10 protein-coding genes are annotated in these 13,224 nt (G+C 47.3%); 5 read left to right on the forward strand and 5 right to left on the reverse strand.

The annotated features are described in order from the left end of the window. Nucleotides 1–19: 19 nt before the first annotated feature. On the forward strand, nt 20–1,942 hold the full coding sequence (locus WC647_12320) for an aconitate hydratase (protein MFA6223089.1): 1,923 nt from the start codon (nt 20–22) through the stop codon (nt 1,940–1,942). A gap of 26 nt (nt 1,943–1,968) precedes the next feature. Here WC647_12320 and WC647_12325 read toward each other — a convergent pair whose 3' ends face one another. Continuing rightward, entirely contained in the window at nt 1,969–2,427 is a 459-nt protein-coding gene (locus WC647_12325; protein ID MFA6223090.1) for a hypothetical protein, read from the reverse strand. A gap of 122 nt (nt 2,428–2,549) precedes the next feature. After that, the gene (locus WC647_12330) at nt 2,550–2,942 is read right to left on the reverse strand and encodes a hypothetical protein (GenBank protein MFA6223091.1); all 393 of its coding nucleotides are present in this window, start codon (nt 2,940–2,942) and stop codon (nt 2,550–2,552) included. A gap of 249 nt (nt 2,943–3,191) precedes the next feature. On the opposite strand from WC647_12330, the gene WC647_12335 reads away from it, so the two are divergent. The 3 genes from WC647_12335 to WC647_12345 all read left to right on the forward strand — a co-directional run bounded on the left by WC647_12335 (nt 3,192) and on the right by WC647_12345 (nt 8,053). Next, a complete protein-coding gene (locus WC647_12335; GenBank protein MFA6223092.1) occupies nt 3,192–5,249 on the forward strand; it encodes an SUMF1/EgtB/PvdO family nonheme iron enzyme in 2,058 nt (685 codons plus the stop codon). Nucleotides 5,250–5,320: 71 nt separating this feature from the next. Next, entirely contained in the window at nt 5,321–6,382 is a 1,062-nt protein-coding gene (locus tag WC647_12340) for a radical SAM protein (GenBank protein MFA6223093.1), read from the forward strand. 132 nt (nt 6,383–6,514) lie between these two features. Continuing rightward, nucleotides 6,515–8,053, forward strand: coding sequence for a putative sulfate exporter family transporter (locus tag WC647_12345; GenBank protein MFA6223094.1), 1,539 nt, complete (start codon nt 6,515–6,517; stop codon nt 8,051–8,053). 194 nt (nt 8,054–8,247) lie between these two features. On the opposite strand, the gene WC647_12350 is transcribed toward WC647_12345, so the two are convergent. Next, nucleotides 8,248–8,661: a DUF86 domain-containing protein gene (locus WC647_12350; protein MFA6223095.1), complete on the reverse strand. Its 414-nt coding sequence runs from the start codon at nt 8,659–8,661 to the stop codon at nt 8,248–8,250. After that, on the reverse strand, nt 8,636–9,106 hold the full coding sequence (locus WC647_12355; protein ID MFA6223096.1) for a nucleotidyltransferase domain-containing protein: 471 nt from the start codon (nt 9,104–9,106) through the stop codon (nt 8,636–8,638). Before WC647_12355 ends, WC647_12350 begins: the two co-directional genes overlap by 26 nt. Before the next feature lie 203 nt (nt 9,107–9,309). On the opposite strand from WC647_12355, the gene WC647_12360 reads away from it, so the two are divergent. After that, complete coding sequence (locus tag WC647_12360) at nt 9,310–11,865, forward strand: phage/plasmid primase, P4 family (protein ID MFA6223097.1); 2,556 nt, start codon at nt 9,310–9,312, stop codon at nt 11,863–11,865. A 420-nt stretch (nt 11,866–12,285) separates the two neighbouring features. Here WC647_12360 and WC647_12365 read toward each other — a convergent pair whose 3' ends face one another. Beyond that, nucleotides 12,286–12,813: a hypothetical protein gene (locus tag WC647_12365; GenBank protein MFA6223098.1), complete on the reverse strand. Its 528-nt coding sequence runs from the start codon at nt 12,811–12,813 to the stop codon at nt 12,286–12,288. Nucleotides 12,814–13,224: the final 411 nt, after the last annotated feature.

The raw sequence follows: 13,224 nt of genomic DNA on the forward strand, positions 1-13,224 counted from the left end.
TTACTAAAGGAAATGGAAAATGGGTAAAACTGTAGCGGAAAAGATCATAGAAGGGCGGCTCGTCAAAGGTAAAATGGAGCCGGGATCCGAAATAGCTATAAGAATAGATCATACTCTGACTCAGGACGCCACGGGGACAATGGTCTTCCTTGAATTCATGGCCATGAAGATACCCCGTGTGAAAACCGAACTCTCAGTAAGCTATGTAGATCATAATCTCCTTCAGGCTGATTTCAAAAACGCGGACGATCATCGATTCCTGCGAACAGCGGCGGCCAAATTTGGTGTGATATTCAGCAGGCCGGGCAACGGAGTCTCTCATCAGGTTCATATGGAACGATTCAGCGTTCCTGGGAAGACCTTGTTGGGTTCCGACAGCCACACCACTACAAATGGAGGGATGTCAATGCTGGCCATTGGCGCGGGTGGATTAGACGTTGCCATGGCAATGGCCGGCGAGCCGTTTTTTCTGAATATGCCCAAAATAATCGGTGTGAAACTTTCTGGTCGTTTGCAGCCTTGGGTGTCGGCAAAGGATGTTATTCTTGAACTTCTCAGACGCCAGTCGGTCAAGGGCGGGGTCGGCAAGATTTATGAGTATTGTGGTTCAGGTGTAGAAACCCTGTCGGCTACCGACCGCTCGGTCATAGGAAACATGGGGGCTGAACTGGGGGCAACTACAAGTATTTTCCCCTCGGACGAGAGGACCAAAGAATTCCTGGAAAGCCAGGGAAGAGGGGCTGTCTGGACAGAGATAAAAGCGGACCCTGAGGCTCATTACCATGAAATAATTGAAATGGATCTGTCCCAGATAGAACCCATGATCGCTACTCCCAGTTCCCCGGACAACGTCAAGAAAGTATCTGAAATCGAAGGAATTCCTGTCAACCAGGTGATTGTAGGATCATCAGCCAATTCTTCATTCCGTGATCTGATGATCACCGCCAAAGCTATGGAAGGTAAACATTGTCATCCGGATGTGAGCTTTGAGATCAATCCTGGTAGCAATCAGGCTCTGCTCAATGTGACGACATTCGGTGGTCTCACGAATCTGATAACAGGCGGAGCGAGAATACATCAGTCCGGCTGCCTTGGCTGTATAGGTATGGGGCAGGCGCCCGGAACCGGCAGTGTTTCACTGAGAACCTTTCCGAGAAATTTCCTGGGTCGTAGTGGAAGCTTTCCGGACAGTGTCTATCTCTGCTCACCGGAAACCGCTGTCGCCTCGGCGATTTTCGGAAAAATCACGGATCCAAGAAGGTTGGGAGAATATCCCGAGGTTTCAAATCCAAAGAGTTACGTCATAAACGATGAGAACCTGATTTATCCACCGGATCCCGGAGAACCCGTTGAGTTAATTATGGGACCAAATATCATGCCATTTCCAGAATTTGGACCACTGGAAGAGGATCTTGAAGGACTCGTAGCCCTGAAAGTTAACGACAACATCACGACGGATCACATTATGCCGGCAGGGAGCAAGGTGCTTCCGTTGAGAAGCAACATACCCGCGATCAGTGAATTTGTTTTTAACAACATAGATCCGGATTTCCCGAATCGTTCCAAGGAGTTGGGATCTACGTTTATTGTGGCCGGTGAAAACTACGGCCAAGGCTCCTCTCGGGAACATGCCGCTATTGCCCCTCGGTTCCTTGGGGTAAGAGCAAAATTCGCCAAGAGTTTTGCCCGAATACACAAGGCCAATTTGATAAATTTTGGGATATTGCCCCTGCGGTTTGAAAATCCCGATGACTATGAATTCCTCAAAGCGGGTTGTCGTTTGAAAATCTCCGGGATAAGAAAGAACATAGAAGACGGACTGGAAACACTTGAAGCTGTTGAAACCGAGTCCGGGCGACTAATCATTGTAAAACTGGAAGTCACAGCTCGAGAACGGAAAATTCTGTTGGCGGGGGGCCTGATCAACCTGGCCAGACACTGAAAAGGCGACGGGAAACGCGAAGATTCCTAGCGGGTCGGGCCTTTTTCCTGTTGGGTCTTCTGAAAAATTTCATCAGGTTCCTGATCAGTCATAGGCGTCATTTCTCTCCCGTGATGAACACGTATCCTGTCGGGGTTCAACACGCTGATTAACAATGGGACGGTTCTTCCTGAATCCCAGTGCAACGACATCAATGGAGAGTTATAGGAGTAGGCTCCCTTACCCGCGGCTACCCACGCCTGTTTTGGCTCGCCTTTAAAACTTGCGTGAAAAGTTCCGTCTTTTCTAAACACCAGTTTTATTACGCGGTCATTGGCAGGCTGTTCTTGTCCATCGACAATGCGAGCGGCGAGGACCCAAGTCCCTAACAGTTCTGAAGGAACTTGTGTCGTTGTGCTAGGCGCTTTACGCTCCTGGCACGAACTGAACAGGCCAAGACAAACCAGCAATAATAGCCCAAGGGATAGGATTTTCGTTGTTTTCATAATCTTAAAAATGGTCCCATGCTGGGACAAATAAAAAAAGCGATCCTTGAGTAAAAGATCGCTTTTTTCCACTAAGCTTTTTAGGTCAAAAAGCTATAATTAGTCCTTATCAAAAATTGATCTTAGAACCAGCCGCTTGAAGAGCTGCTCGCAGGATAGTAACCGCTGCTTGAGGAGCTAGCCGGCCAGTAATAGCCACTGCTGCTGCTTGAAGCCGGGGCGCAACAATACGCTACGGTTCCACTGCTGCTTGAAGAGGCAGTCGGCCAATAGCCGCCGCTGCTGCTGCTTGAAGCCGGGGCGCAGCAATATGCTACGGTTCCGCTGCTGCTTGAAGAGGCAGCCGGCCAATAGCCGCTGCTGGATGAACTGGCTGTATAGTTTCCGCTGCTGCTACTGCTGGATGATGCATTGCCCCATGATGAATAGGGAGCCCAAGCATAGAATCCGAAGCCGTATGAAGCGAACAACATAACCATACCTACAACCGCGAGCGTCACTGCAAATCTTCTCATTGAAATCGTTACCTCCTCATTAAACGAGAATACATTCGCTGTCTTCTAATCGAAAACAGTTGCTCCCTTAAGAATATCCAAAAAAACATTTCTTAATCGGTACCATGTTTAGTCAATGTTGTCAATCTTTTTCTAATTTACATTTGATACCGACTGTAACAGGGCTCAGGTCCTAAGTCCTTACTTGACTCACCCCTGTTCTCTGCTACAATTCCCTCGATTATATTTTTTTGTCAAGGAAATTTTACTATGATTAAATTAATTTTTGAAACCAATTTATTAAGAAAAATAGTCAATGTTAATTATAATGAATCTATAATATATTTTAGACCTAAAAACAGGTATCTCACTAATGTTAAACAGCTATTATTGTCATTTTTGTTTAAGGTCTACAATTGTTTAAACGGCTTTCTGCCCTGGCGGAGTTCGGTAAAAAAAACCTACTATACTCCAATTGTTCTCCCGGCGCTCGCTCTCCTCGCAGCTTTGATTTTGTTCTGGCCGGCGTCAGTTTGCTCCGCCTCCGAAGAAATTGCTCAAAAAATCCAAAAGGCCGGTGAACTTTCCCTGGAGGGTGACAAAGGTCGCGCAGTGGAAATATTTCGGCAGGCCCTCAAGGAATGCGAGCGAACCCAGGGGGACAGCAATGACTGTTCCGCGTGGCTTAGGCCGTTACAAGGCCTGAACATGTTGCTGGAGTCCCCGAAAAAGCAAACCGTCTACAAAAATTCGATCGGCATGACTCTGGTAAGGATACCAGCCGGGGAATACATGATGGGAAGTCCAAAGCAGGAACTTGACTGGCTCAGGCTTACGTTTAAAAAAGTATGGCGGGAAGGCCACAAACAATGGTTTCAGGACGAAACCCCTTTGCATCCGGTCCGGATAACGAAGCCGTTTTATATGGGCGCGTATGAGGTAACAGTCAAGCAGTTCAGGGATTTTGTGAACGACACCAAGTATAAGACGGATGCGCAGAAATCGGATGGCGGGATGGATTTCAGCAATAAGGAAAACAGATGGGTTCCCCAGAAAAACAGGAAGTGGGATTCGTGCCCCTGGAAGCTTGCGGACGATCAGCCGGTTGTATACATCTCATGGAATGACGCGCAGGCTTTTTGCAAGTGGTTGAGTGGCAAAGAAAAACGCAAATACAGGCTGCCAACGGAAGCGGAATGGGAGATGTGCTGTCGAGGCGGCTCCGTATGGTCTAGATACCCTTGGGGGGACAAGCTTCCGGGTGACCGGGACACAAATTTTGCGGATGGTAATCCAAAATTACCAGACAGCATGACTACTGTGAACGATGGCTACGAGACCGTGGCGCCGGTAGGGACCTATCCTCCAAATCGGTTCGGACTTTACGACATGGAAGGAAACGTCATGGAGTGGGTTCAGGACCATTATGACCGGAACTACTATGAGACATCGCCAATTAATGATCCTCAAGGGCCCTCGACTGGAACATCGAGAATGAACAAAGGTGGTAACTGGTTCGCCAGTCCCGCTGATTGCCGGTGCGCCTTCAGGGGCTTTTCCGGAGAAACCATGAGCTTCTGGAATCTTGGATTCCGTGTCGTGCTCGAAGACGACACCCGGGGAGTTCAATCGACAACCGCTCAAAATGATTCGGAAAGCGCCTCGTCCTCAAGGGGATCATCAGCTTCGGCCGCCATGCCGCCGAGTGAAGAAGACGGTATCAGGCTTTTCCAACAAGCCATGTTCGCAGCTCAGCAACAACAGTGGGACAATGCGATAGAGAACCTTGAAAAGGCGTTGAAGCTTTACGAACGGCGGGAAGATCCAAAATGGATAGCGCGAGTGAAGGCGACAATTGCGGGAATATACGCTGAACGTAACAGAACATTTAAGGCTAAGGAACTCTACACGGATGCTCTCTCAGAATTTCGTAAAATGGGGGATACCATAAACGCCCGTATTATCCTGTCACGGTTGCAGGAACTGGAAACTTCCCCAGGAGTAAAGGTGGTGGAAGTTCAAAAAGGGGGCATAGCGGACCGGGTCGGCATAGTTCCCGGTGACGTTCTGGTGGAATACGCCGGGGAGACCGGCTTAAGAGTAGCAAGCGTCAAAAAGCTTGTCGAAGAATACACAAGGACTCCCCAGGTAACATTGAGTGTGATGAATAATGGCGAAATAACAACCACTGTCGTCACGGGAGGGCCACTAGGCATCGCGCTTGAGGATATGAAACGTCCTCCCAGACCAGCCAGGCCGCCTCAACAGCAACAAAACCAGAACCAGCGGGAAAGAAGACCCCAAAGAGACCGCGGTAACAGGCGATGATTTCCAGCGACACCGTAAAGTGATTAGGCTTTGGCCCAACTCACTCACCCAATGCGCACGGATACAAAGTCATGAAGAGACGAAATTTCCGGCTGTTTCAAATTGAACCGACAACCCGATGTAACCTTCGGTGTGTAATGTGTCCCTGGGAACATCTTCACCGTTCTGGAAGGGACATGGACTTGGATCTTTACAAGTCGTTGTCTAAAGATTTTAGTAGCGTTGAAGAAATCGATCTCACCGGATCCGGTGAACCTCTGATGAATAAGAACCTCGATCAAATGGTCCGGATTGCCAAGGATTCCGGTTGTAGGGTGGGATTCAGCACTAATGGCGTGTTATTGAGTCCAAACAGGTTCGACGAGTTGCTTGACGCCGGTCTCGACTGGGTAGCTTTTTCAATAGACGCCGCTACATCGGGAACGTACCAAAAAATCAGGATCGGCGCTTCTTTTGAGGATACGCTGGATAATCTCGAATACATCAGGAGTGTCAGAAATAGACGAAATGACATGCGCCCATCCCTAATGATTTTCTTCGTAATGATGAAAGCGAATTATTTCGAACTACCTGATATGATTGACCTGGCAAGCAGTTTTGGGGTCAATTTCGTGGTTGCGAAAAATCTGGATGTTATTGTCAATTCCAAAAATGACTCTGACCGTGTATTTGGAATCCCCGTTGAAGACGACATGGCTACAGACATTTCCAGGGTTATTGAAGAAGCTAAAAAACGAGCCGCCAAACTGAAATTAAATTTCAGGGTTTATGAATTAACCGCGTCGGAGAGCCCAATTTGTGAACAGAATCCCTTGAAGACACTTTTTGTATCTGTCGATGGTTTTGTGTCGCCCTGTATAAGTTTGGCTTACATGAATCACAGGTACTTCGATGGCCAGAAAATAGAAACCCCTGTCTATCGGTTTGGCAATATTAAGGAAACTAGTCTCAGGGATATTATCGAATCAAGAGACTATGTGGACTTTCGCAAATTGTTCGAGAACCGATTGTCAGTAAGTGTTATTGAGTCAATCAAGTCTTTCTTGCTCGATCCGAATGGTTTTCCCAGGTCCAGGAATTTTCCGTTACCTCCCATTGGTTGCAGGAGTTGTTATTACCTTTACGGAATTTAGTGTAAAGCGAATAAATTGCTTGAAAAAGTCCACGGTTTTGTCATGATCAACATGGGGCCCGGTTAATGCCGGGCGCCGAGTGATACAAAGCGCTGTAACTCATCAAATTTTTTTTTCACAGGAGGTCGGGAGATGCCTGAGAAGCAATCGCAGTGGTCGGCGCTAATCAGAAGTGAAGATTGGCTGGCCGTTTGGTTGGGATTCTTGATCATTGCTCTGGTCGTAGCAGGTCTGACAATCAAAATTCCCAAGTTCAAATGGGCTACTGACGGAGAGTTCAAGACCTTTGTCGCTGAAGCGATACCATCGGTTGATAAGCTGGCCAAGACCGCCGGTGATCAGGGAGAAACGGCGTTTCAAACCCAGGCTCTAGCGCTCAAGGCGGCCATGGAAAAGGGAGACCGCAAAGCAGTAGCGGACGCGGCCAAGAAATTCCAGGACGCGGCCAAAGGACTGAAAGACGCTTCATTCAAAAAGAAATCCTCAAAAATTGGAAAGGCAATTGGAGATAGCGCTTCAAACCTCATTGACAAGGTGTTTTCGTCCGACAACATTATAAACTCCATTTACATCGCGTTGGGGATTCTAATTCTGAGCGCTATTGCCCTGGCTTTGCTCTCGGTAAACATTGGCAAATTCGCCATTGGTTTCCCTATTGTGTTCATTCTGGCGTGGCTGTCGATGTTCATCGCCGGCAACCAGACCGTGAATTACTATGGTCTCGAATACGTCCTTTGGTGTTTGGCGTTGGGGCTTTTTATAAGTAATGTCATAGGCGTTCCCAAGTGGCTTGAAATGGCGGTGAGAACTGAGTTCTATATCAAAACAGGACTGGTGATATTAGGCGCCAACATACTTTTCGGGGAGATTATGGAGGCCGGAGCCCTGGGTATGATTCAGGGAGTGCTTGTTGTAGCCGTAATTTGGTACACCTGTTACTGGATATGCATGAAGTTCAAGATAGACGAAGAATTTGCCGCCATCCTTTCAAGCGCAGTATCTATTTGTGGAGTTTCAGCCGCAATCGCGACTTCCGGGGCTATAAAGGGTGACCCGAAGAAACTTAGTTATACTACGTCCCTGGTCCTTATTTGCGCTGTGCCGATGTTGGTTCTACAGCCGTTAATTTCCAAGTGGTGTGGAATACCGGACGCTGTTGCCGGAGCATGGCTCGGCGGGACGCTGGACACCAGTGGGTCAGTCGTAGCGGCCGGCTCTCTGATCAGTGAGACCGCAATGAAAGTGGGCGTCATCGTGAAAATGTCACAGAACGTCCTTATTGGAGTTGCGGCTTTTATTCTAGCTGTTGTCTGGACCTTCAAGAAGGCGGAGCAAAATCCCGGTGGGGAAAAACCAGGATTAATAGAAATCTGGATAAGATTCCCGAAATTTGTCTTGGGGTTTATGGCGATGTCAATCCTCTTTTCTTTTATACTCAGCCCGGAAACCGTCAACGCCACAAAAGGTACCCTTGGCGGCATTCGAACAATGTGGTTCGCTCTTGCGTTTACTTCCATCGGACTGGAAACAAACTTCCGTGAAATCTCGACCATGGGAGGAGGCAAGCCCGCTGCGGCCTTCGTTTTAGCTCAGGGTATCAATATCCTCTGGACACTTCTACTCGCCTATTTAATATTTGGTGGCTATTTGTTCGCCGTGCCCAAATTCTAGGAGTTAGTTCAGGCGCAACACTTTGTTCAAATCGAAATGATGGCCCACTTGAAGAACTGGTTTCATGCAAGCGGGCCATCGTTGTCTTTCGAGCCGAATCAAGATGTCTTTCTGTATCAAATACCTCGCATGTGTGTTAATTTTATGGATATCTCGATCGGACTCTCGCAGCCTTACAATATTCTTCTGATTCCCTAAATCCATCCCGCCAAGGCTGCCATCAGTTCCCTAAAGTCTCGCAGGTTGTTGTGCAGCGTATCATAAACAAGCTCACGGTCTATACTCAGGTATTCATGAACCAATACGTTTCTGAACCCAATCATTTTGATCCACTTATCCCTGAGTTCTTCCGACAGTTGGCCTTTTTCGAAAAGAATTCGGGGAATATCACTTTGCCAGTTAACATCACCCAAATTCAGGTCTGCAATTATATGGTTTCCTAGGTCGTTGATCGCCTCTATAGACAAATGTAAAAATCGCTCGGCGCTTCCGTATCGTTCAGGTTCTTCAAGAAATTCGTCACGACTAAATCTTCTGAGCCGGTCTAGAATACCGAGATATTCCTCAATCTTACCAAGCCTTTTATGTAAAATTTCTTTGTTGACCATCAAGGATTCTCCTCTTGAAGGCTTCACGCTGGACCTTCAAATAAGGAAGGAAATCAAAATACATACGTAGAACCTTGGAATAATATTCCCCGCTGTCGAAATCGTTCGTTCGATATATGACTTTGTTATGCTTGACTATCTCGAATCTTATAACAATGTCCTTGACATCCAGGAAAACAAGGTCTACTTCGCAGAATCCGACTGAAGCCAAGTCTGTGAGGATATCCAGTTTTTTGGCGTGAAGCGAAGAGTTTTTTGGTAACACGCCAATGTCCAGGTCGCTTGCGGCGTCTGCCTTACCGGTAGCGGCTGAGCCAAACAGATACACTGCCAGTATTCCGGGATATTTCTTAAAAACAGTCGAAAGCAGATCAAGTTCAGGGAATGGGGCTTTGGTGGTTTTGCCTGAATCATTATCAAGGATTTTTTCGCCGCCGCATTTCATTTTCTGGAGTTCCAATTCATGAAGCCCACAATTTTAATTAGCCCTTGACCCGGTGGAACCCCCCTTTTTACAATGTTCTTAGCGCATAGTGATACTTTCCAATCCGCTGGCGCAAGAGAATTCAGACGGGATGTAACCTTCCAAACAACCGGCGCCAAAACCAGTTTAATCAACAACCACCCGGAAATCAAGGAGATAAAAGTATGCGATTTGCCGCCGCATGCGGAACTCAAGTAGCGTCACACGACAGTTTGACGGATGATCCTTACAAGAATTCGATGCCATTGCGCACAATAGTTGAGAGATTTGGAGCGCGAACATGTCGTGATGGAAAAATATCCTGCCCACTTCATCAGGATAAGCGCCCCAGTTTGCATGTTTACGATGATCACGCCTATTGTTTCTCATGCAATACACGTTTTGACAGCTACGGTCTGGTGGGCGCATTTTTGCTTGGCAATCCAAACCCGAGGGGAGAATCCTTCATTTCAGTCAAGAATTGGCTGGCCGAACAAACCGGTTTACCAAGGGTAATCGCCAGATCTCCCAAAGGTGGCCGGGATACTTGTTCCAGGATAGAAGACCCTTATGAAGAAGTATGGCAAGACGCCCTCAGAGACCCGGGTCCCGCTTACACCTATCTGGAATCACGCTCAATATCGCGAAAAACATGTCGGGGGTTGGTGGGATATCTGCCGCCGGATTACGAATTCCGCAACTGCGAGACAGCTTCAAACGCCGGTTTGCTGAGCAAACGCGGAAGGTTCCTGTTTGCAGGTAGGGCGATTTTCGCCGTGCGCCGTAACGGTCGTATCGTAAGCTTCTACGGCCGCGCAATTCACGAATCAGCCAAACCCAGACACGCGAACTGCGGACTTACGGATCCGCCTCAACCAAGGGCAATATTCAACATCGACCAATGTCGTAATCTAAAAGATGTCTATCTGACGGAAAGCGTGATTGACCTACTGACACTCATCGACCGGGGAGTGTCAAACGCTATAGCCCTATTTGGCGTCCAGGGCCTGACACCTGACAGAATCGAGTTATTGAAAGAAACCAACATCAAGACGATTACCCTTTGTTTCGACTCTGATAAAAACGGTACCGGACAAAGATCAGCAATAGAACAGGGACTCAGACTTTTTCAGCATGGTTTTGGAGTCTCAATCAAGACATTGCCGCTGGAAGATGATTCCCCCAAGGTCGACATCAACTCTTTCCTCTCAAGTCGGGAAATCACAAAGTTTCATGACATTGAGGCTCAACAATTTCTTGAACTCTATTTGAGTCATGAACGAAGCGATCCTGAAGCCGTCGCGGACAAACTCGAAAAGCTCTACGAGGCGATTGCCAACAAAGGCCCCTTAATCGCGGACTATTATCTGGACAGGATAAAATCCGTAACAGGCTTTAAAAAGCGCAGACTACTCGCTGAGTTGAAGAAAAAAACTTCTGTAGAAGAAGGTTACGAAAAAACTGGAGGATTTCATCCTCTTGATTATGTTGATCTTATCATTCAGGAAACACCGACGATTTATGTTGATGGAACCTTCTATCAATACAGCGACGGATATTATCGCCAAACTTATGAAGAAGAGATCTGCCGGGAGGCCATGCGACTGATTGGATCGGAGGCTCAGGCCTATCAAGTCAAAGCTGTATCGGAGCTATTGAGTATCACGTGCTTCACAAGGACTGATGACATTAACCCGCCGGGCCTGTTAAATATCAGCAATGGAATAATCAACATTGAGAACGGGGATTTTCTGGATCATAACCCGGATTTCAAGTTCACATTTCAGAATCCCATAACGCTGGAAGAAACGGCCCAGTGCCCAGTATGGCTCGAAACGGTCAAAGATATAATTCCGGACGAGGACGCCCGCTCCATTCTGCAGGAACTTTTCGGCTTTTGTCTTACACCGGATGTGTGGCCGCAAAAGGCTTTTTTGTTTTATGGTCAGGGCTCAAACGGCAAATCCGTGATCCTGGATGTTCTTGAAAAGCTGGTTGGCGGCGAAAATGTGAGCGCAGTGCATCTAGCCAGACTGGGAGACAGATTCAAGCTCTCAGAGCTTCAAAACAAACTCGTCAATATCAGTCCCGAAGTAAGCTCAAAAGAGCTGGTCAATGATTCGATATTCAAGGCGCTCGTGACCGGCGACCCGGTTACCGCGGAACGAAAATTCATGAAACCTTTCAAATTCCGCAATTTCGCAAAATTGATAACAGCGGGAAACAACCTGCCTCCGTCTACCGATGATAGCTACGGGTACTTGCGACGCTGGATAATTATTCCTTTCCCGAAGCGTTTCGGCAAGGACGATTCAGATCCCCAGAGGGCTAGTCGGATTATCGCCAATGAGATAAGCGGAGTTCTCAAATGGGCGCTTGAAGGGCTGAACCGGCTTCGGAAGAACCAGCGCTTTTCGACCTCCGATATTTGTGACGCCGCCGTTCAGGATTACCAGAGAAACCTTGAGCCGATAGTCGAGTTTATTGCAGACCGTAATGTCAGGGTCCTGCCGGGAGAAGGAAATTTCCGCCATCTCGTGAGGCTGAATGAACTTTACGCCGCATATCAGGAATGGGCTCAACGATGCGGGTACAGACCGCTGGGACGGAACAAGTTTTCCAGGGCAATTGAGAAACATCTGGATGTAAAGCCTGAGAGAGACCGGAATGGAATGTTTTTTCGGAAATTGGGTATAGATAGATTTGCTCCCCGTTTTTCAGAGACTGGCGCTCTTTTGTAAAACCGTGTAGTTTTGTGAAATTTTTGGGAAGAGTTAACTCTTCGGCATAATTATATAAAACTCTTATTTATGCATTTTTATTACTCTTTATTATTACGCGAAAGAGAATATTTTATTGTCAAAAAGAATAATAATTTAAATTTACTTTCTATTATTGAAGAAAAGCCGGAAAACCTTCCAAAACTACACATATTGCCAATTAAGCCATAAATATTAATTAGTTGCCGATTATAATACTTTCACAAAAACCACGCCAAACTTCACCTCCCTCTAATGATTTGCATATACTGGTCGCCAGGAAGACAAGAAAACAGGCTCAGTGTCCGCTATGTGAGAAAGTCATGGGAACGGCTCCCTTAACCGCTGCAAAACCATAGGAGCGATGCGGAAGCGCAGGGCCGGCCCGTTCCCATAATTTCATCAGTCCATATCGACCTTGAACGTGTCGAAAATTATGTTGGTCCCCACCATCCTTGCCCCATGGGCCACTGCTTCGAAGATGTCCCTATCATCCCACCCCAAAGCTCTCAAACGGTCCAAATCCTCAGCGGTCGCCGAATGCGGGTTGTCGCAAGCCTTTAATACGAAGAGTAGCAGAGCCTTCTGCTTATCGTCCAGAGGCGCTTGGCTCGGATCATCCTGCATGGCCGCTATTTGCTCTTTGGTGAACCCTGCCTTGCTCAGTAATCCCGTGTTCAGATTCTGACAGTAGGGGGATTTGCATGCCTTTGATACAAGCATGCGTATCATGGCCAGAAGCGGCGCGCTCAGGGTGGGATGTCCCATATAGTACCCCATGAGCTGAATTTGATTGTCGAGGATCTCTGGGCTGACCCCAAGCATCCGTACGTTGTTTGGAACCATCCCGAAAAGCTGCTCAACTTCAGCGTAAAGCTCTGCGAGCTTTCCCTCAGCCTTTTCCGGTGGCGTGGTTTGAATGAGCGACATGTTGTTGCCTCCTGTCTCTGTGTTTTGCGTTCTGTGTAGCGTCAACCCTAAAGATCATTTCTCATAAATGATGTTCTGTTTGGTATAGCCACAAGTTGCGGCATATTTGCAATCCTGACCCTTGCGTCTAAACTTCACAATTACAACATATTGAAATGATAGCGGTTAATTGTGTTGGGCCAACCCAATACGCCTATTATTCCGACATGTTACACAGCCTGTCAATCTGCTTGTGTACGACCTCTCTTGTGAGGTTCGCTCTCATTGTGAAGCAACCTTCAGTATTTACCGGTGTCTATCTGCCAACAGTTCAGCGCTATGTCTCGGCGGATCACCTCTGACGAGCCTCTTACAAGATATAAATTCAAAAATACAAGTAGTTAGTTGTCGTCATTATAATATCAGTAACTT

This window comes from Desulfomonilaceae bacterium, from assembly GCA_041662605.1.
Taxonomy (GTDB): domain Bacteria; phylum Desulfobacterota; class Desulfomonilia; order Desulfomonilales; family Desulfomonilaceae; genus CAJBEZ01.